General features: G+C 71.6%; 20 protein-coding genes. 13 read left to right on the top strand and 7 right to left on the bottom strand.

The genetic code is table 11. The features are described from left to right. Window positions 1-10: 10 nt before the first annotated feature. The 8 genes from OG410_RS00190 to OG410_RS00155 all read left to right on the top strand — a co-directional run bounded on the left by OG410_RS00190 (window position 11) and on the right by OG410_RS00155 (window position 5,979). Complete coding sequence (locus OG410_RS00190; protein WP_329297148.1) at window positions 11-1,750, top strand: acyltransferase domain-containing protein; 1,740 nt, start codon at window positions 11-13, stop codon at window positions 1,748-1,750. A gap of 118 nt (window positions 1,751-1,868) precedes the next feature. Next, window positions 1,869-2,123 carry a phosphopantetheine-binding protein gene (locus OG410_RS00185; protein WP_329297147.1) on the top strand — a complete coding sequence of 85 codons (255 nt, stop codon included), beginning with the start codon at window positions 1,869-1,871 and terminating at the stop codon, window positions 2,121-2,123. 19 nt (window positions 2,124-2,142) lie between these two features. Beyond that, complete coding sequence (locus tag OG410_RS00180) at window positions 2,143-2,379, top strand: acyl-CoA dehydrogenase family protein (protein WP_329297146.1); 237 nt, start codon at window positions 2,143-2,145, stop codon at window positions 2,377-2,379. 143 nt (window positions 2,380-2,522) lie between these two features. After that, complete coding sequence (locus OG410_RS00175) at window positions 2,523-3,146, top strand: hypothetical protein (protein ID WP_329297145.1); 624 nt, start codon at window positions 2,523-2,525, stop codon at window positions 3,144-3,146. A gap of 152 nt (window positions 3,147-3,298) precedes the next feature. After that, window positions 3,299-3,481, top strand: a complete 183-nt coding sequence (locus OG410_RS00170) for a DUF5302 domain-containing protein (protein WP_329297144.1) — start codon at window positions 3,299-3,301, stop codon at window positions 3,479-3,481. A gap of 7 nt (window positions 3,482-3,488) precedes the next feature. Beyond that, window positions 3,489-4,061, top strand: a complete 573-nt coding sequence (locus OG410_RS00165; RefSeq protein ID WP_329303981.1) for a TetR/AcrR family transcriptional regulator — start codon at window positions 3,489-3,491, stop codon at window positions 4,059-4,061. A gap of 153 nt (window positions 4,062-4,214) precedes the next feature. Next, the gene (locus tag OG410_RS00160) at window positions 4,215-5,753 is read left to right on the top strand and encodes an acyl-CoA carboxylase subunit beta (protein ID WP_329297143.1); all 1,539 of its coding nucleotides are present in this window, start codon (window positions 4,215-4,217) and stop codon (window positions 5,751-5,753) included. 10 nt (window positions 5,754-5,763) lie between these two features. Further along, window positions 5,764-5,979: an acyl-CoA carboxylase epsilon subunit gene (locus tag OG410_RS00155; RefSeq protein WP_329303980.1), complete on the top strand. Its 216-nt coding sequence runs from the start codon at window positions 5,764-5,766 to the stop codon at window positions 5,977-5,979. 69 nt (window positions 5,980-6,048) lie between these two features. Here the strand turns inward: OG410_RS00155 and dpgD are convergent, their stop codons facing one another. The 6 genes from dpgD to dpgA are packed head-to-tail and all read right to left on the bottom strand — an operon-like array spanning window position 6,049 to window position 13,162. Beyond that, window positions 6,049-6,861, bottom strand: coding sequence for an enoyl-CoA-hydratase DpgD (gene dpgD / locus OG410_RS00150; protein WP_329297142.1), 813 nt, complete (start codon window positions 6,859-6,861; stop codon window positions 6,049-6,051). Between the two features lie 24 nt (window positions 6,862-6,885). Then, window positions 6,886-8,346: a benzaldehyde dehydrogenase gene (locus OG410_RS00145; RefSeq protein WP_329297141.1), complete on the bottom strand. Its 1,461-nt coding sequence runs from the start codon at window positions 8,344-8,346 to the stop codon at window positions 6,886-6,888. Window positions 8,347-8,377: 31 nt separating this feature from the next. After that, window positions 8,378-10,015 carry a thiamine pyrophosphate-binding protein gene (locus OG410_RS00140; protein ID WP_329297140.1) on the bottom strand — a complete coding sequence of 546 codons (1,638 nt, stop codon included), beginning with the start codon at window positions 10,013-10,015 and terminating at the stop codon, window positions 8,378-8,380. Further along, window positions 10,012-11,325, bottom strand: a complete 1,314-nt coding sequence (dpgC, locus tag OG410_RS00135; protein ID WP_443063867.1) for a (3,5-dihydroxyphenyl)acetyl-CoA 1,2-dioxygenase DpgC — start codon at window positions 11,323-11,325, stop codon at window positions 10,012-10,014. Before dpgC ends, OG410_RS00140 begins: the two co-directional genes overlap by 4 nt. Window positions 11,326-11,333: 8 nt before the next feature. Further along, window positions 11,334-12,059 (bottom strand): enoyl-CoA-hydratase DpgB, encoded by a 726-nt coding sequence (dpgB, locus tag OG410_RS00130; protein ID WP_329297138.1) that lies wholly within the window; start codon window positions 12,057-12,059, stop codon window positions 11,334-11,336. Window positions 12,060-12,088: 29 nt separating this feature from the next. Beyond that, window positions 12,089-13,162: a 3,5-dihydroxyphenylacetyl-CoA synthase DpgA gene (gene dpgA, locus OG410_RS00125; RefSeq protein ID WP_329297137.1), complete on the bottom strand. Its 1,074-nt coding sequence runs from the start codon at window positions 13,160-13,162 to the stop codon at window positions 12,089-12,091. A gap of 399 nt (window positions 13,163-13,561) precedes the next feature. Between dpgA and OG410_RS00120 the strand changes: the two genes are divergently transcribed. The 5 genes from OG410_RS00120 to OG410_RS00100 all read left to right on the top strand — a co-directional run bounded on the left by OG410_RS00120 (window position 13,562) and on the right by OG410_RS00100 (window position 17,275). Next, window positions 13,562-13,891: a helix-turn-helix domain-containing protein gene (locus OG410_RS00120; RefSeq protein ID WP_329297136.1), complete on the top strand. Its 330-nt coding sequence runs from the start codon at window positions 13,562-13,564 to the stop codon at window positions 13,889-13,891. Further along, window positions 13,846-14,142: an acyl-CoA-like ligand-binding transcription factor gene (locus OG410_RS00115; RefSeq protein ID WP_329303979.1), complete on the top strand. Its 297-nt coding sequence runs from the start codon at window positions 13,846-13,848 to the stop codon at window positions 14,140-14,142. The genes OG410_RS00120 and OG410_RS00115 overlap by 46 nt, the downstream gene beginning before the upstream one ends. A gap of 225 nt (window positions 14,143-14,367) precedes the next feature. Beyond that, the gene (locus OG410_RS00110) at window positions 14,368-15,318 is read left to right on the top strand and encodes a quinone oxidoreductase family protein (protein WP_329297135.1); all 951 of its coding nucleotides are present in this window, start codon (window positions 14,368-14,370) and stop codon (window positions 15,316-15,318) included. Window positions 15,319-15,474: 156 nt separating this feature from the next. Further along, window positions 15,475-16,425 (top strand): ATP-binding cassette domain-containing protein, encoded by a 951-nt coding sequence (locus tag OG410_RS00105; RefSeq protein ID WP_329297134.1) that lies wholly within the window; start codon window positions 15,475-15,477, stop codon window positions 16,423-16,425. Between the two features lie 19 nt (window positions 16,426-16,444). Then, window positions 16,445-17,275, top strand: coding sequence for an ABC transporter permease (locus OG410_RS00100; protein ID WP_329297133.1), 831 nt, complete (start codon window positions 16,445-16,447; stop codon window positions 17,273-17,275). Window positions 17,276-17,380: 105 nt separating this feature from the next. Here OG410_RS00100 and OG410_RS00095 read toward each other — a convergent pair whose 3' ends face one another. Next, on the bottom strand, window positions 17,381-18,589 hold the full coding sequence (locus OG410_RS00095) for an FAD-dependent monooxygenase (RefSeq protein WP_329297132.1): 1,209 nt from the start codon (window positions 18,587-18,589) through the stop codon (window positions 17,381-17,383). Between the last annotated feature and the right edge of the window lie 65 nt (window positions 18,590-18,654).

Here is an 18,654-nt window from a genome sequence, read left to right as displayed (position 1 = left end):
AAGGAGAGGCATGAGCCCCAAGACCACCGCTGAGACGAACGACGAGGCGGCACTTGCGCCGTCCGAGCCGGTCCTGTGGCATCTGGCCCTGCTCAGCGGGGCCGACGGCACGACTCTCCATACCGGACTCGCCGGACTCAAGGCCCGTTTCGCCCAGTTCCCGGTCCTGGAGGACGTCCCGGTGCGCATCCGTACCGTCGGCAGCGAGGGCGGTCACCGCGGCGCCGTGCTCACCGGCGAGGGCGTCGCCACGGACCTCGGCGTCCGGGAGGCCGGGCACGCCGCTCCCGTCGCCTTCATGTTCCCCGGACTCGGTGACCACTACGGGGACATGGGCCGCGACCTGTACCGCGACTTCCCCGTCTTCCGCGCCGCCGTCGACGAGTGCGCCAAGACGCTCACGCCCGAACTCGGCCTGGACATCCGCGAGATCGTCTTCCCCGACCCGGAACCGGGCGCCACCGTCACGGCCGCCCCGGCCGTCGACCTGCGCCGCATGCTCGGCCGCGGGGACGGCCCGCGCAGCGAGAACGAGCGCCGGCTGAACGCCACCCGGCTCGCCCAGCCCGCACTGTTCGTCATCGAGTACGCGCTGGCCCGGCTCTGGGAGTCCTGGGGCGCCCGCCCCTCCGTCATGATCGGCTACAGCCTCGGCGAGTACGTCGCCGCCACCCTCGCCGGTGTGCTCGCCCTCCCGGACGCCCTGACCCTCGTCGCCCGCCGGGCCGCACTCATCGACAGCCTGCCCGAGGGCGCCCTGCTCGCCGTCATGCTTCCCGAACAGGAGGCCGGCGCCCTGCTCGGGGACGACGTGTCGCTGTCCGCCGTCAACGGACCGGAGTTCTGCGTCGCGGCCGGCCCCGTCGCCGCGATCGAGGAGCTGGAGCGCACCCTGCGCGAACGCGGCACCGTCTGCCGCCGGGTGCAGTCCACCCACGCCTTCCACTCCTCGATGATGGAGCCCATCGCCGGCCAGGTGACCGACCTCGCGCGGACCCTCACCCTCAACCCGCCGAGCATCCCCTACATCTCCAACGTCACCGGCGAGCCCATCACCGACGCACAGGCCACCGACCCCGCCTACTGGGCCCTCCACCTGGTCAGCCCCGTGCGCTTCGCCGAGGGCCTGCGCCACCTCGCGGCCGTTCCGCTGCTGCTGGAGACCGGCCCCGGCCAGACCCTCAGCAGCATGGCCACCGTGATCCGCGGCCCCGAGGCCGGCACCGTCGTCGCCTCCATGCGTCATCCACTGGAGCGCCGGTCCGACTCCGCCGTCGCCCTCAAGGCGCTCGGGCGGCTGTGGCTGGCCGGCGCCGGCATCGACCGGGCCGGCTTCCCGGCCGACGAGCTGGACCTCGTGGCCGACGCCGTCACCACCGTCTCGGGCGACACCGCGTCCGGCAACGCGCCGAGCAGCGTGGAGCGGGAGGTCGCGGGCGTCTGGGCCAAGGTGCTCAGGAACGAGCAGCTGCCCCACGACGTCAGCTTCTTCGAGGTCGGCGGCAACTCCCTGCTCGCCACCCGGCTCGCCCTGCGCATCAAGCGCGTCTTCGGCGTCGAGGTGTCGCTGCGCCAGATCTACGAGTGGTCGACCGTCTCCCGGATGGCCGCCGCCGTGGAGACACTGCGCGCCGGCCGGGAGCCGGACACCGCCGCGGAGGGCTCCTCGCACACCGGCACCTCGCCGGCCCGCTTCCAGCTGCCCGACGGCCCGGGCTTCGTCTCCCACCGCGTGCTGATGCGCTGCTGAAGAAGATGGCCGCCTGCTCGGGCGAAAGAGCTGCGAGGGCTTCCACAAGTACCGCTGACGCCCGCCCCCTTCCTCTCCGCGACCGCCACGACACCATGACAACAGGACGGATGACGAGATGAGCACGGACAACAGGGCCAGGGCCGCGGAGTACCTCTCCCGCTTCTTCCCGGTGCAGGACCTCAAGGACGACGACGACATCTTCGAACTCGGCTTCGTCAGCTCGATGTTCGCGATGCAGCTGGTGTCCTTCGTCGAGCACGAATTCGGCATCACGGTCGAGAACGAGGACCTGGAGCTGGAGTACTTCCGGTCCATCAGCGCGCTCGACGCCTTCGTCACACGCAAGCTCTCCGCCCCGGCAGCGCTGTAGGCGAGAGCGGACCGAGACGATGACCGGAGCGCTCACCGCGCAGCAGGAGCAGGCCCGCAAGGAGTTCAGGGCCTTCCGCGACCGCCACATGGCCCCCTGCGCCGGCACCTGGCACCGCGCCCGGCGCACCCCGCCCGAGATCATCCGGCTGCTCGCGGACGAAGGCCTGCTCGGGCTGTACGTGCCGCGAGTACGGCGGCGGTGGCTGCAGCCGGGAGCTGAAGCAGGCCTGGCTGCCCCGGCCGGCCCGCGGTGAGCGCATCGCGGCGCCGGCCGTCTCGGAGCCGGCAGTGACGCGGCCGGCGTGACCACTACCGCGTCGGCTTCCGGACGCCGCGTGCCCTGCCCGAGCAGGAGACACCGGCGGACGGAACGTGGGTCCTCGGTGACAGCGCCGGGGTGTCCGAGAGCCTGGAGGCCGACCATGTGGCTGATGTGGATGTACTGCCTGCCCGCCTGGACAACGGGTGGCAGGCGCCCGCTCGACTGGCCGTCGACGCGACCACGCCGGTGGCGCCGACAGCCGGTCGTGGCGACATCGCCGACGCTGCGCAGGAGCTGACCGCTTCCGCGCTGCGTACTCTGCAACGTCTGCCGGGCGAACCCCGGCTGAACGGTGCCGAGTTGGTGTGGATCACACGTTCGGCGGCGGGCGCGGACAACGACGTCCGCGACCCGCTGCGGGCACCGCTGCGGGGCTTGGTCCGCGCGGCGCGCGGCGAGTACGCCGAACGTGTGATCCGCCTGGTCGACCTGGGCGACGGCATCGCCGACGAAGCGCTGCTGCCCCGCGCAGCCGCCCTGACGGGCGAGCCGGAGATCGACCTGCCCCCCGAGGACGCGGGCGCGGGGTCCGGCGTCGTCAACACCGCGACGCAGTTCGGCTCGGCGACCGGTACCGCGGCCGTCGGAGCGGTCCTCCTCGGACTCGTCGGCGCCGGGGCGAGAGCGCGGCCGCCGCGGCCGACTTCACCTCTGCGGTCTGCCTCACCCCGTGGTGCAACGTCGCCGCCTTCCTGCTGACCGCCGCCCTCACCCCGCTGCTCCCGCGCAGCGAGCCGACGAACGCCGGCGCCGCGGCGAACGCCAAGGACGACTCCGCCGCCGGCGGTCCCGTCCCCGACCCGGCCCAGGCCGAATTCCCTTCCCTCACACATCTCCCACAGGAGGCTCGTATGGCAGAAACCCCGGAGAACAATTCCACGGAGGACGAGAACCGGCGCAAATTCCGTGAGGTCCTCGCGCGCAAGCGGAACACGAACAGGGACCGCCAGGCGCACGAGGACGGCCGGCTGAAGGTGAAGGGCATGAGCGGTCCGGCCGGGCAGAAGCGCCAATTCCGGCGCAAGGCCGGCTGAGCAGCGGATCCACATCGACAGCACAAGAGAATCGCCGGCCCCGAGGACTTTCCGGGACCGGCGATTCTCCTTCACCGAGTGGAGTGGGCCGCGGTTCACCGCCGCGCGCCGGGCTTGGGAAGCGGACGGGGGCGGGGCACGGAGCGCGGCTTGGGCCGGCGGACACCGAAACCGCACCGCCCTCCTCGACGCGGCCATCGACGTTCTCGCCCGCGAAGGCTCGCGCGGCCTCACCCTGCGCGCGGTCGACGCCCGGGCGGGCGTGCCGGTCGGCACGTCCTCCAACTACTTCCGCAACCGGGACGAGCTGCTGCTGCAGCTCATGCGGCGTACCGACGAACGCATCGCGCCCGACCCGGAGCAGGTCGCCGACGTCATGCGCGCCGAGCCCTCGACCGGCCTCGTGGCGCTCCTGCTGCGCCAGGTCCACGAGCGCATGGAGGCCGACCGCGCCGGCTGCCTCGCCATGCTGGAGCTGCGCCTCGACGACCTCACCGTCCCCGAGGTGCTCGCCCCGTACGCCGGCGACGACCTGATCGGCGAACTCGCCCGTCGGCTGCTGCCGAAGGGCGTCACCTGAAGTCCCCCTGCCGGCCCGTATCCGTCGCCCCGCGAACCCCTATTTCCGAATTCTCTTGAGTTCGGGGGCCCCTATTTACCGGAAAAAGATCATTGAAATGGCCTTTCCGGCGGTACGTTTCACAGAAACCGTCTCGTATTCGGAGTCTATGGAATGTCGATTCTTGAGCTGCGGGAGATCCGTGCGGAGGCGTTGCGTGGCCCGAGCGAGAAGGCGACGGCGGCGCAGCACGCCAAGGGCAAGCTGACCGCCCGGGAGCGCATCGGGCTGCTGCTGGACGCGGGTTCGTTCCGGGAGGTCGAGCAGCTGCGCCGGCACCGGGCGACCGGTTTCGGCCTGGAGGCCAAGAGGCCGTACACCGACGGTGTCATCACCGGCTGGGGCACGGTCGAGGGCCGTACGGTCTTCGTGTACGCCCACGACTTCCGGATCTTCGGCGGGGCGCTGGGCGAGGCCCACGCCACGAAGATCCACAAGATCATGGACATGGCCATCGCGGCGGGTGCGCCGCTGGTGTCTTTGAACGACGGTGCCGGCGCCCGTATCCAGGAGGGCGTCTCGGCGCTCGCCGGCTACGGCGGCATCTTCCAGCGCAACACGAAGGCCTCCGGGGTCATCCCGCAGATCTCTGTGATGCTCGGCCCGTGCGCCGGCGGCGCGGCCTACTCGCCGGCGCTGACGGACTTCGTGTTCATGGTCCGCGAGACCTCGCAGATGTTCATCACCGGCCCGGACGTGGTCAAGGCGGTGACGGGCGAGGAGATCACCCAGAACGGCCTGGGCGGCGCCGACGTCCACGCGGAGACCTCCGGCGTCTGCCACTTCGCCTACGACGACGAGGAGACCTGCATCGCCGAGGTGCGCTACCTCCTGTCGATGCTGCCGCAGAACAACCGCGAGAACCCGCCGCGGGCGCAGTCCTCCGACCCGGCCGACCGCCGCAGCGAGGTGCTGCTGGACCTGGTCCCGGCCGACGGCAACCGCCCGTACGACATGACCAAGGTCATCGAGGAACTCGTCGACGACGGCGACTACCTGGAGATCCACGAGCGCTGGGCCCGCAACATCATCTGCGCGCTGGCCCGCCTCGACGGCATGGTCGTCGGCATCGTCGCCAACCAGCCGCAGAGCCTGGCCGGTGTCCTCGACATCGAGGCCTCCGAAAAAGCGGCCCGTTTCGTGCAGTTGTGTGACGCCTTCAGCATTCCTCTGGTGACCCTGCTGGACGTGCCCGGGTTCCTGCCGGGTGTCGACCAGGAGCACGGCGGGATCATCCGGCACGGCGCGAAGCTGCTCTACGCGTACTGCAACGCGACGGTGCCGCGGATCTCCCTCATCCTGCGCAAGGCGTACGGCGGCGCCTACATCGTCATGGACAGCCAGTCCATCGGCGCGGACCTCACCTACGCCTGGCCGACGAACGAGATCGCCGTGATGGGCGCCGAGGGCGCCGCCAACGTCATCTTCCGCCGCCAGATCGCCGACGCCGCCGATCCCGAGGCCATGCGCGCGCGCATGGTCAAGGAGTACAAGGCCGAGCTGATGCACCCCTACTACGCGGCCGAACGCGGCCTGGTCGACGACGTCATCGACCCCGCCGAGACCCGCGAGATCCTCATCAAGTCACTCGCGATGCTGCACACCAAGCACGCGGACCTGCCCTCCCGCAAACACGGCAACCCCCCGCAATGAACGGAGACTCATCGTGAGCGACGACGACCGAATCCTGCGTGTCGAGAAAGGCCATGCCGGACCCGAGGAGCTGGCCGCCCTGACCGCGGTCCTGCTGGCCCGGGCAGCGGCGGCCGGCGGGATGGAAGCGGACCCGGACGAGGACCGGCCCTCGGCGGCCCCCTGGCGACGCCTGGAACGCCGTACGTACTTCGGCGCCCCGCACAGCTGGCAGGGCGCGGCCTGACGCGCAGAGCATCGCCCCCGGCCGGTCGAGGCCGGGGGCGATCGCGTCGAGGCGCGTCGCAAAGACGGATCAGGTCCCCGTCCACTTCGGGGGGCGCTTCTCCACGAAGGCCCGCGGGCCTTCCTCCGCGTCCCGGCTGTGCATCCGGCGCTCCTCCCAGACGTACCGCGTGGCGAAGGCCTGTTCCAGGGGCATCGTGGCCGACGTGGCCGCGGCTTCCTTGATGGCACGCAAGGACAGGGGCGCGCAGCGCAGCATGTCCTCCAGCCAGCCGTCGACGCAGTCGTCCAACTCGTCGTACGGCACGGCCTCGTTGACCAGCCCCAGTTCGTACGCGCGGGCCGCCGACATGCGGCGGCCGGTCAGCAGGTGGCCCATCGCCGCCCGGTACGGCGCCTGCCGGGTCAGCCGGAACACACCGCCGGCGCCGGCCATCAGGCCGAGCCGGGCCTCGGTCAGGGCGAACTCGGCGTGTTCGGCGGCGACGACGATGTCGCAGGCGAGGGCGAGTTCGAAGCCGCCGCCGAGCGCGTAGCCGTTGACGCGGGCGATCAGCGGTTTGGACAGGGAGAAGCGCTCGGACAGCCGGGGCCAGCCGGGCTTGCCGCGGCTGCCGAAGGTGGAGACCGCGGCGCCCGCGGTGTCCTCGTCGAACCGGCGGACCAGTTCCTTGAGATCCTGGCCGACGGAGAAGGCGCGCTCACCGGCTCCGGTGAGGACACCCACCCAGATGTCGTCGTCGGCCTCGAAGTCGTCCCAGATCCTGGCGAGTTCGGCGTGCGTGGCGAGGTCCATCGCGTTCAGCACGTGCGGCCGGTCCAGGGTGATACGGGCGACGTGGCCGCGTTTGTCGTAGCGCACGCGGCGCGGCTCGTCGGACACGCTGCGGCTCCTCTCGTCGAGGCGTCAGAAGGGATACGGCAGTGCCGTGCCGCGTACGGTCAGCCACTGCCACTGGGTGTACTCGTCCCAGCTGTTCTCCGAGCCGTGGCGGCTGCCGTTGCCGGAGGCGCCGCGCCCGCCGAACGGTATATGCGCCTCGTCGTTGACCGTCTGGTCGTTGACGTGGACCAGCCCCGTCCTCAAGCGTTCCGCGAGCGCCAGACCGCGTTCGGCGGATCCGCTCTGGACGGCCGCGGACAGCCCGTACTCCGTGTCGTTGGCCACCGCGACGGCCTCGTCGTCGTCGGCCACCACGATCACCGGGGCCACCGGGCCGAAGATCTCCTCGCGGAACGCCGGCATCGCCGCCGTCACGCCGGCCAGCACCGTGGGCCGGTAGAACGGACCGGTGTGGGTGCCGCCGGTCAGCACGCGGGCTCCGGCGGCCACGGTCTCGGCCACGAGCCGTTTCACCCGGGCCAGTTGGCCGTCGCTGATCAGCGGTCCGAGGTCGACGTCCGCCGTCCACGGGTCGCCCACGGTCAGCTGCTCGGCCCGCTTGGCCAGCCGCTCCGTATACGCCTCGGCGACCGACTCCAGCACGATGTGCCGGCCGGCGGCCATGCACACCTGCCCGGAGTGGAAGAAGGAGGCCCAGGCGCCGGCCGAGGCGGCGACGTCGAGGTCCGCGTCGTCCAGCACGATCAGCGCGTTGTTGCCGCCCAGTTCCAGCGAAGCCCGCTTCAGCAGGCGGCCCGTGGTGCGGCCGACCTCACGGCCGACCGCGGTGGAACCGGTGAACGCGATCATCGCCACGTCCGGGTCGGAGGTCAGCGCCGCACCTGGCCCGGCGTCGCCGGGCAGCACGTGGAGGACACCCTCGGGCAGTCCGGCCTCCTCGAACAGCCGGGCTGTCACCCAGCCGCCGGAGACCGGGGTCTGCTCGTCCGGTTTGAGGACGACGGCGTTGCCCAGGGCCAGGGCGGGGGCGACCGCGCGCATGCCGAGGAGCAGGGGCACGTTCCACGGGCTGATCACCCCGACCACGCCCAGCGGGATGCGCCGGCCCACGCTGTGCCGGCCGGGCTGCGAGGGCAGCAGATGGCCGTGCGGGCGGCCGGGCAGTGCGGCGGCGGCCCACAGCTCGTCGGCCACGGCACCGACTTCGTACTCCGCCTTGCCGCGTACGCCGCCGCCCTCGCGGATGAGCCACGACACGACCTCGGGGGCGTGCGCCTCCAGCAGTTGCGCGGCCCGGCGCAGCACCGCGGCCCGCTCGGCCGCAGGCGTCGCGGCCCACGCGGGCTGGGCGAGGGCGGCGCCGCGGGCCGCCGCGCGGATGTCCGAGGCGTCGGCCGTACCCACCGTGGCGAGGGCGCGGCCTGTCGCGGGCTCCGTCGTGGCGGCGGCGCCGCCCGCGGGGGCCCGCCAGCCCTGGCTGAACACCTTCCCGTGCAGTGCGGTGGGGTCCACCAATCGGGGCATCTTCCAGCTCTCCCTCAGTCGTGGCGGGTGATCAGCCGTGGCCGTTGACCGGTACGTCGATGAGCAACGGGGCATCGGAGCAGGCGGACTTGGCCACGGTCTCCGCGAGGTGGTCGGCGCCGGTCGCGCGTACCGCCTCGATGCCGAAGAACTCCGCCGCCCTGGTGAAGTCGAGGCGGTCCGGGGACAGGTCGAGGCCGACGTAGCGGCCGCGGCGGGTGGAGCGGCTGTCCCAGGAGTCGAGGGTCTCCTTGAGCGTGCGGTACTCGCCGTTGTTCATCACCACGAAGGTGACCGGCACCTCGTACCGGGCTGCCGACCACAGGCCCTGCAGCCCGAACATCGTGCAGCCGTCGCCGAGCACGGCCACCACGGGCCGGTCCGGGCCGCCGAGCCTTCTGCCGACAGCCGCCCCGATGCCCCACCCGAGGCCGCCGCCCACCGTGTGGACGTACGAACCCGGGCGGTCCAGGGACAGCACCTGGCGCAGCCGGATCCCGGTGGTGATCGCCTCCTCGACGACCACGGCGTCCTCCGGCAGCCCGGCCGCGACCGCGTGCGCGGCCGTCAGCGGGTCCAGCGGGGCCTCGCCGTAGCCCGCCCGCGCCTGCGCCTCGGTACGCGAGCGGCGTGCCGCGTGCGCACGGCCCGCGCGTTCGATGCGTTCCGCCGCCCGCGGCACCCGGCCTCGCAGCAGCGGCGCCAGCGCGGCCAGCGTCGCTCCGATACCGCCGTGCAGTCCCAGCGCCACCGGGAAGTTGCGGCCCAGCTCGGCCGGGTCGGAGTCCAGCTGGACGACGCGGGTGTTGTCCGGGACGGGGGAGCCGGGCGTGTAGTGGTGGGCCATGAAGGCGTGCGTGCCGATGACGAACACCACGTCGTGGCCGGTGAGCTGCTCCCGGATACCGGCGTGGGTGGCCGGCAGCATCCCGGCGTGCAACGGGTGCGAGCCGGGGAAGTCGACGCCGTCGTGCATCGGCTGGTGGTGCACGAGTGCACCCAACGCCTCGGCCACCGCCACCAGTTGGGGTACGGCGCCCTCGCGGCCAATACCGTCGCCCGCCACGATCGCGGGGTTGTCGGCGGCCGCCAGGAGGTCGGCCGCCCGCTGGAGCCGGGTGGCGGCGCCCAGCGGGGCCCGCACCGACCGGCCGGGTACCTCGACCGGGCCGGTCTCCTGCAACAGATCCATCGGCAGCGACAGGAACACCGGTCCGGCGGGCGGCTGCTGGGCCAGCGCGAAGGCGCGCCGCAGCATGAACGGCAGGTCGTGGGCGTGCTGGACGTCGAAGGTGTGCTTGACCGCGGCCTTCGCCAGGCCCACCAGGTCTCCGGAGAGCATCGGGTCGGTGGCCAGATGGCGGCGGTCCTGCTGACCCGCCGTCACCACCAGCGGCGTACGCGAACGGGACGCGTTCAGCAGGCCGACGAGGCCGTTGGCGAGCCCGGCGGCGATGTGCAGGCTGACGAACGCGGGCCGGCCCGTGGCCCGGGCGTACCCGTCGGCCATGGCCACCACCGAGCCCTCGTGCACCCCGAGGACGTACTCGATGTCCGGCGCGTCGGCGAGCGCGTCGGTGAAGGGCAGTTCGCTGGTGCCGGGATTGCCGAAGACCCGGTCGACGCCCTCGTCCCGCAGGATCTCGAGCATCGCGTCCACGGGCTTCACGCGGCCACCGTCCCGCGTACGGACCGGGACTTCCCGGCGAACCGGTGCACCTTGCCGAGCACGTCGTCCGCGTACAGCCGTACGGCCTGCTGGAGGGCGAACTCCGCCATGTACAGCCGGAACTGCTCGGGCGGCTCCTCCGCCAGGTTCAGCATCCGCTTGTTGGCGAGCACCGCCGGACTCGCCAGCCGGGCCACCGCACGCTCGGCCGCGTCGCCGACCTCCTTGGGGTCGACGACCTCGTCGAACAGCAGCCGCCCGTCCGGCTCGTGGGCCCAGATCTTGCGGCCCCACAGGATCACCTGGCGCGACACCCGCCCGTTCGTGATGCGCCCGAGCCGCAGATTGCCGGCGCCGGGCACGATGCCCTCCTGGGCGGCGGGCAGGCTGAAGTAGCTGTCCGCGGCACCGATGACGTGGTCGAAGGCCAGCAGCAGCTGGGCGCCCCCGCCGATGGCGAAGGTGTCCACCGCGGCCACCCACGGCTTGTCCGGCAGCGGCGCCGGCCAGGCCGAGCTCTGGTCGGGACAGTGGCCGCGCAGCAGCTTGGCGATGTAGCCGAGCTCGCGGCGCAGCAGGAAGTCGACGTAACTGATCCGCCCCTCGTGCAGATGGGCCAGGTTGATGCCGGCGCTGAAGACACGGCGGCCCTGGTAGCGGGGGTGGTCCATCACCCCGCCGCGCAGCACGCCGACCTTCACCCCGGGGTCGAGCAGGGTGAGGTCGACGGCGGTCTCCATGTCCTCGACATGCCGGTTGTCCTCGGCGTTGAGGCAGTGGTTGTTGACGACGGTGAGCCGGGCGCCGCCGTCCCCGCCCCGCTCGATGTCGACCGCGCCCAGCCGCAGACGGCCGGTGCGGCGGAACTCCGGCAGCAGGTCCAGCGCGCGCCGGGTGGGCTTGCGCATGCTGTCCAGGAGGTGGCGGCCGGCCTGCGGCGAGCGCAGCACCTCATGGAAGAAGATGCCCTGGTCGATCTCCCGCCCTTCCTTCTCGGCCTGCGGCAGCTCCTGTTCCGCGGCGAGCTGCCCGCGGGTGGGGACCAGGCCGGGGAAGGCCTCGGCGGCGGACTCGACGAGTTCGTCGATGCGCGGGCGCGGACCGCCGCCGGTCAGCTCGTCGTAGACGGCCTCGGTGTGGTGACGCAGGAACGCGGCGCGCAGCGCCCGGCCGCTCGTGTGCACCTGGTCGGCCCGCCCCTGCTGCTCGGCGTCGCGGGCCGGTTTGGGCGGCAGGGCCGCGAGGACGGCCTCGCCGGCGGACGTGACCTCGGTCAGGACGGCGCTGTCCTGGTTGAGGTCTCCGGTCAGGGGGAAGGTCACGCGGCGCTCCCTTCGGCTGCCGAGGTACGGGTGCGGGCGCGGCGCAGGGCGCGGTCGCACGCGGACAGATGGGCGCCCAGCGACTCCTCGAAGGCGGTGGTCGACGCGTCCAGCACGAGCCGGCGGCGGATGGCCAGCTCGCTGCCGGCCAGGCCGGTGGCCAGCTTGGCGGCGGCCGCGACCGGGGCCGCCAGGTCGTCGGCGGGCGCGAGTTCGTCCAGGATCCCGGTGTGCAGGGCGCGTTCGGCGGATATCTCGCTGCCGAACAGCGTGATACGGCGGGCCGCGGCCACCCCGGTCTGCTGGGACAGCCGGTGCAGCAGCATGCCCGGCCACGGGTCACGGCCCAGGAAGGGCGGGCGGACGACGACGTCCGGGGTGCCGATCCGGTAGTCCATGGCCAGCAGCAGTTCCAGGGCGGGGCCGCCGACGGCGCCCTGGACGACGGCGATGGTGGCGGCGGGCAGCCGCTCCAGCCTGCGCAGCACCCGCTCCCACTTGTTCACGGCGTGCACGCCCGTGTCACCGGGCCAGGCCGTCTCGGGCGTGCCGGGCAGCGAGCGGTCGGCGAGCCGGAGGATCACGACGGCTTCGGCGCTGTCCTCCGCCCCGTCGCACACCTCGGCGACCGACCGGATCAGGGAATCCGTGAGCGGCGTGGAGGCGTCGATGTCGAGGATGATGTCGGCCCGGTCTCCGAGCCCGATGAGGTCGGTGGTCACTCCGAATCCCGCTTTCCTGTGAGTGGAGTTCAGTACTGGACGAGCGCCGTCTCGATCTGCGATCCGGGACCCATGGTCATGAAGATTCCGTGCTCGCCCTTTTGGACGACGCCTTCCTCCAGCAGCCGTTGATAGGAGAAGAGGAAGGAACCGCTGGAGAGATTTCCGTAGTCGCGCAGCACACTCGTCGTGTGGCGAAGGTCGTGCCGGGTGAGTCCGAGATTGACGTCCACCGAGTCGATGACCTTCTTTCCACCGGAATGCACGATCCAGTGGGCGATGTCGCTGCGCCGCAGCCCGGTGCCGTCGAGCAGCTCACCGATGACGATCTCGGCGTGGGCGCCGACCGCGTAGGGAACCTCGCGGTCGAGGAAGAAGCTGAACTTCCCGGCCTCGTCGTCCCAGTCGTAGCGCATCGCGTCGATCGCCTCGGTGATCATGTAGCTCGCGAACTTGAGCACCGTGGCCCCGGGACGGGTGCCGCCTCCCTCGCCGTCGGCCATGACGGCGACGGCCGCGGCGCCGTCCCCGAACAGGCTGTTGACGACGGCGGTCCGCATGGTGCCGTCGAAGACGTACGCGGCCGAGCAGGACTCGGAGCACACCATCAGGGCGAGTCGGCCGGGGTTGGCCGAGGCCCAGGCGGTCGTGGCGGTCAGCCCGTTGAGACCCGCGTTGCAGCCCATGCCGACCACGTCGAGCCGACGGGTGTGCGGGGACAGCGGCAGCTCCTTGATCAGTTTCGCGCTGAGGCCGGGGGTGAGGAAACCCGTGGTGGTGACGCAGGCGAGGTAGCCGATGTCGTCCGGCTCGGCGCCGATGTCCTTGAGGCAGGACCGCAGCGCCCGGGCGCCCATGTCGACGCCCCACCTGGCGTGCTTGGCGAGCAGTTCGCCCTGGCTCTCCATGCGGCGCCGGCCGTCCTCCCCCACCGGGGGAAGGTTCAGATAGCGGCGCTCGATCGCGCTGTTCTGAAAGACCGAGACTATTTTCTCGTTCTCGATGCCGAAGGCGTCCAGAACTTCCTGCTGCGAGTAGCTGTGCGGCGGAGTCGCCGTCCCGACACCGAGTATTCGTGGAAGCGGCGAAACTACCGGCATCATGTGGTGATCCCTTTCTGCACCGCAGAATTTCATTGGCATGAAGGTCGCACCGTTGAACATACAGGCGCCGGGCGGTAATTCGCCACAATGGATTATCGGGCGATTTTCCGACGGAAAGCAGGGGGTGATAGGGGTTCGATAGGGGTGGTTGTCCGAGAGGGCTTTCGAGGTATGGAATTCGCGTGGCGGGCGGCCCGCGGGGCCGGTGCCCGCGGTCGGGGTCCGGCCCAGGTGCGGCCGGGGTCCGGCCGGGGCTCGGTCGAAGCCGCTTGACGCCGCCCCCGAAAGTGATAGAGTCTCTCGATATGAGAGAGGCTCTCGAAGTGAGATGGCCTCTCGAAGTGAGATGGCCTCTCGAAGTGATAGGTTCTCTCTGGATGCAGGGACGGGGTGATGGACATGGGGCTGCGTGAGGCCAACCGGCAGCGCGTGATGGGTGAGGCACGCCGTGAGGCGCTGGCTCTCTTCGTGAAGCAGGGCTTCGAGGCGACCACCGTCGAGCAGATCGCGAGCGCCGCGGGCATCTCGTCGGCCACCTTCTACCGTCACTTCCGCGCCAAGGAGGACGTGCTCTTCAACGAGGGCTACGACCCCTTCCTGGAGCGCGCGTTCGCTCGGCCGTCCGGCCAGGCGAACCGCTCGCGGAGGTCGTCCGCACCGTCTACCAGGAGTTCGCCGCCCGTCTGCTGGAGGCCGACCACCAAGCCCTGTTGCTCAGGCACCGTCTGATGAGCAGCGTCCCCGCCCTGCGGGACCGGCTGATGAGGGAGGAGCGCACCAACCTCGACCAGCTGGTCAACCTCCTGGCCGACCGGGTCGGCCGCAGCCCCGACGACTTCGAGGTGCGCCTCGCGGCGGCGGCCGTCAACGCGGCCTTCGCGCAGGCGGCCCAGTACTGGCTGGACCGGGACTGTGCCCCCCAGCTACCCGATCTCATGGAACTCGCCATGGACCGCATCAAGGGCGTCCTCGCCTTCTGACCAGCACTGATCCGCGCTACGTCCGTTCCGGTCCGCCGGATCGGAACGGACGGCTCCAGTCACGCTCGAGTCATACGAGAGTGCCGTACGGGATGACCAAGGCATGCGCCTCGCCGGTACGAGCACCTCGCGCGTCACACGTACGCCCGTTTCCCGCACTGGCACCAGCACATCTACCGGTAAGCAATGCGAAATCCCTTATGGCCACATTCTGGAGGCATCCCCATGCGCGCAGCTGTAGTTCACACCGTCGGCCAGGCCCCCCGTTACGCCGAGTTCGAGGAGCCGACCGCCGGCCAGGGTGAGGTCCTGATCGATGTCAAGGCCGCCGCCCTGACCAACCTGACCCGCCTGGTCACCCGCGACCCCGACTACTCGGAGGGACGCACCCCGCCGTTCGTCGCCGGCGTCGAGGGCGTCGGCACACTGCCCGACGGCCGCCGGGTCGGATTCGGCGCCCGCCGCGCCCCGTTCGGCTCGCTGGCCGAGAAGAGCGTGTCCCCCGGCATCCTGCTCTTCGACGTCCCGGACGGCGTCGACGACATCACCGCGGCCGGGCTCATCAACCCCTCCCTGTCGTCCTGGCTGCCGCTGGCCTCCCACATCCAGCTCCAGCAGGGCGAGTCCGTGCTCGTCCTCGGCGCCACCGGTGTCGCCGGCCAGCTCGCCGTCCAGATCGCCAAGATCCTGGGCGCCGGCCGCGTCGTCGCCGCCGGCCGCAACGAGGAGGTCCTCAAGCAGCTCCTGAACCGCGGGGCGGACGCGATCGTCCCGCTCGGCGGAAGCGACGAGGAGGTCGCCGCCGCGTACGCGGACGCCATCGGCGACGGATTCAACGTCGTGCTCGACTACGTGTGGGGCCACCCGGCCGAACAGTTCCTCGAGGCCCTGCCCCGCGAACTCGTCGTCAAGTCCGGCGTCCGCTACCTGCAGATCGGCAACAGCGCCGGCCGGCTCGCCGCCATCGACGGCAACGCGCTGCGCCGCAGCGGTGTGACCATCATCGGCTCCGGCTCCCTGCCCGACCTCGACGAGGTCAAGGCGATCTGGGGCCGCGTCATGACGGAGACGGCCGCCGGCAACCTGAAGATCGACGTGGTGACCGCCCCGCTCTCGGAGATCGAGACCCGCTGGGAGGCGGACGTTCCCGGCAAGCGGACCGTCATCACCATCTGACCCGCCGAAAATCCCCCGCGGCGGGGCGAGAGGGGCGGGCGGCAGCACGCCGCCCGCCCCGATCTCGCCGCACCGCACAAGGACCGCACCACCAGACAGGACCGCACCACCAGCACACCGACCCGTGCGGCACGCACCGGAGGGAGGGAGACACCCATGAACGATTCCGTGATCGAGGCCGTGGGCCTCACCAAGACATACGGAACCGCCACCGTCCTGGAGGACGTGAGCCTGGCGGTGCCCCGCGGCACCGTCCTCGCACTGCTCGGACACAACGGCGCGGGCAAGACCACCCTGGTCGACATCCTGACCACCACGCTGCCCCCGACCGCGGGCACCGCCAGGATCGCCGGGTACGACGTGACACGGCGGCCCGACGAGGTACGCCGCAGGATCGGCGTCACCGGCCAGTTCGCCTCCGTCGACGACGGGCTGTCCGCCGTCGACAACCTGGTGCTCCTGGCGCGACTGCTCGGCGCGGGCCGCCGCCAGGCCGCCGCGCGCGCGGACGAACTCATCACCCTGTTCGACCTGACCGGCGCCGCCCGCAAACCCGTCCGCACCTACTCGGGCGGCATGCGCAGGCGCCTCGACCTCGCCGCCGGACTCATCGGCAACCCCGAGGTCATCTTCCTCGACGAGCCGACCACCGGCCTCGACCCGGCCGCCCGGCTCGCCCTGTGGGAGGTCGTCGAACAGCAGGTCCGCGCGGGCGCCACCGTCCTGCTGACCACCCAGTACCTGGAGGAGGCCGACCGGCTCGCCGACTCCATCATCCTGCTCGCCTCGGGCCGCGTCGTGGCCTCCGGCACCCCCGCCGAGCTCAAGGCACGGGCCGGACAGCACTCCGTCACCGTCACCTTCGACAACGCGAGCCTCGTGCCGCAGGCGACCGAGGCACTGCTGCGCGCCGGCCTCGCACCCGCCCACGACGAGGGCGGCACCACCGTCACCACCCCGCTGACGGCGGCCCGCGACGTCGCCACCGTCGTCCGTGCCCTGGACGAGCACGGCATCGACTTCACCGGGCTGTCCATGGCGGAACCCACTCTCGACGACGTGTACCTCACCTACGCCCACCGCCCCGCGGCGGTCGCAACAGCCTGATCACGAAAGGAGACCGGCCATGACCAGCACCGTTCCCAAGGCGACCGCCACCGCATTACGCACCGACACCTGGCGCGGCACCGGCGTCGCCACCCAGATCCTCGTCCTCAGCGAGAAGTCGCTCAGGCGGCTCGTCACCGACCCCAAACTCCTGCTGTTCAGCGTGCTCCAGCCGCTGATCCTCCTGCTGCTGTTCGGGCAGATCTTCAACAGCATCTCCAAGACACCGGACTTCCCCGCGGGCGTCAGCTACATCGACTTCCTCGTCCCGGCGATCATGGTCAACACGGCCATGCAGTCGGCACTGCTGTCCGGCACCGGCCTCAACGAAGAGATCAAGAACGGCATGGTGGCCCGCTTCCGCACCCTGCCGATCTGGCTGGGCTCGGTCCTGGTCGCCCGCAGCGTCTTCGACCTGGCCCGCGGCGCCATCCGGCTCGCCCTCATGGTGCTCCTGGCCGTCGCACTGTTCGGCTTCTCACCGGCCGGCGGCGTCCTGGGCATCCTCGGCGCCTTCGGGCTCGCCCTGGCCATCGGCTGGGGGCTGGGCTGGGTGTTCCTCGCCCTCGCGGTCTGGCTGCGCAACGGCGAGTCCATGCAGGCGGTCGGCTTCCTGGCCATGTTCCCGCTGATGTTCGCCTCCAACGCCTTCGTCCCCGTCGACGGCCTGCCCGGCTGGCTCGGCGCGGTCGCCACGGTCAACCCGATGACGTACGGCGTCGAGGCCGCCCGCGACCTCACTCTCGCCCACCCCGTCGGCTGGGGCGCCCTCATCGCGGTCGCCCTCTCCGCGGCGATCGGCGCGATCGCCATCCCCGTCGCCGTCCGCGGCTTCCGCCGCCCGGCCTGACCGACCCCCTGAAAGGGCCCGTCCCCCGCGGGCCCACCCCGAAGAGGTTCGGCCCCCTCTCCCACGAGAGGGGGCCGAACCGTCACCGGCAGCAGCGGGAACGGATCACGCCACCCGCAGCGACCGCGCCGGCAGCGGCGGAGCGTCGTCGTTCAAGTAGTTGCTCAGACTGCGCAGCTGGGACCGCTGGTACGAGGTCATCGGCAGCAGGCCGCCCACCACACGCAGCAGCCCGGGCGGCAGCGGCAGATTGCGGCGGCCCATCATCGTGGCGATCGAGTGCATCTTCCGCATCCGGGGCCAGCGCAGCGCCTCGTACCGGCGCAACGCCTCCCGAGGAGTCGCCCCCGGCTGGGACAGCACCCGGTTCAGCACCCACGCGTCCTCCAGCGCCTGGCACAGACCCATGCCCAGCCGCGGCGGCACCGCGTGCGCCGCGTCGCCCAGCAGGGTCACCGGCCCGGCGGACCAGTTCTCCCGCACGCTGTGCAGGATGTGCGGAAAGACACCGACATCCGCGTCGGTGATCGTCTCCAGCAGCGTCGGCATCGGCGTGGACGTCCAGTGCCCGAACCGCTCCCGCAGGTTACGCACCGCGGAGGCACCCGGCGCGGCCGGCCTGCCGTCCACCCCGGGCGGGGCCGTGTCGCCGTCCCTGAAGGGCAGTTCGAACGCCCAGTACACCTCGCCACCGCCGACGGGGTGCACCACACAGATGCCCTCCTTGCCGTACAGCGAGTGGATCCGCGAACCATGGGCGAACTCGTGCGGCAGCTTGGTGATGCCGTGCCAGGTCGCATCGCCCAGATAGACGGCCGGCTGCTCGTCCACCAGCAGCCGCCGCACCTGCGACCGGTGCCCGTCCGCACCCAGCACCACATCACCCACGGCCCGCGTGCCGTCCTCGAAGGCCACGGTCGCCTTCCCGCCGGCCTCCTCGACGGCCACCGCCCGCTTGCCGAACCGCACCACGCCGTCCGGCAGCCGCCCGGCCAGCTTCGCCAGCACATGACCGCGCTTGGTCACCAGGATCTCGGCACCGAAGTGCCGCGCCAGCCGCGACAGATCCAGCCGCATCAGCCGGGTGTCCCCGTCCGCGACCAGGTCCAGCGCCTCCATACGCGCCCCGTCGACGCTCTCGGCCGGGACCCCCAACTCGTCGAGGATTCCCGTGGCGTTGGGGTACAGCAGCACGCCGTTGCCGTCCGTACGCAGCTGGTCGGCGGCCTCATACACCTCCACCTCGTGGCGCTGCGACAGCGCGACCGCAGCGGCCACGCCGCCCACACCGGCGCCCACAATGATGATCTTCATCGGTTTTCTCCCTGGTTGCCGTCGTCCGTGAGCGCCTCCAGCCAGCCGTGTGCCGCCCCGGCGGT

The organism is Streptomyces sp. NBC_00659, from assembly GCF_036226925.1.
Lineage (GTDB): Bacteria > Actinomycetota > Actinomycetes > Streptomycetales > Streptomycetaceae > Streptomyces.
This window is presented reverse-complemented; position numbering and strand designations above follow the sequence as displayed.

Coding starts and splice junctions, on each gene's coding strand:
- OG410_RS00095 (WP_329297132.1), bottom strand. CDS start 18,589: ATGAAGATCATCATTGTGGGCGCCGGTGTGGGCGGCGTGGCCGCTGCG.
- OG410_RS00100 (WP_329297133.1), top strand. CDS start 16,445: ATGACCAGCACCGTTCCCAAGGCGACCGCCACCGCATTACGCACCGAC.
- dpgA (WP_329297137.1), bottom strand. CDS start 13,162: ATGATGCCGGTAGTTTCGCCGCTTCCACGAATACTCGGTGTCGGGACG.
- OG410_RS00105 (WP_329297134.1), top strand. CDS start 15,475: ATGAACGATTCCGTGATCGAGGCCGTGGGCCTCACCAAGACATACGGA.
- OG410_RS00160 (WP_329297143.1), top strand. CDS start 4,215: ATGTCGATTCTTGAGCTGCGGGAGATCCGTGCGGAGGCGTTGCGTGGC.
- OG410_RS00170 (WP_329297144.1), top strand. CDS start 3,299: ATGGCAGAAACCCCGGAGAACAATTCCACGGAGGACGAGAACCGGCGC.
- OG410_RS00185 (WP_329297147.1), top strand. CDS start 1,869: ATGAGCACGGACAACAGGGCCAGGGCCGCGGAGTACCTCTCCCGCTTC.
- OG410_RS00120 (WP_329297136.1), top strand. CDS start 13,562: ATGGGGCTGCGTGAGGCCAACCGGCAGCGCGTGATGGGTGAGGCACGC.
- OG410_RS00145 (WP_329297141.1), bottom strand. CDS start 8,346: ATGCCCCGATTGGTGGACCCCACCGCACTGCACGGGAAGGTGTTCAGC.
- OG410_RS00190 (WP_329297148.1), top strand. CDS start 11: ATGAGCCCCAAGACCACCGCTGAGACGAACGACGAGGCGGCACTTGCG.
- OG410_RS00180 (WP_329297146.1), top strand. CDS start 2,143: ATGACCGGAGCGCTCACCGCGCAGCAGGAGCAGGCCCGCAAGGAGTTC.
- OG410_RS00110 (WP_329297135.1), top strand. CDS start 14,368: ATGCGCGCAGCTGTAGTTCACACCGTCGGCCAGGCCCCCCGTTACGCC.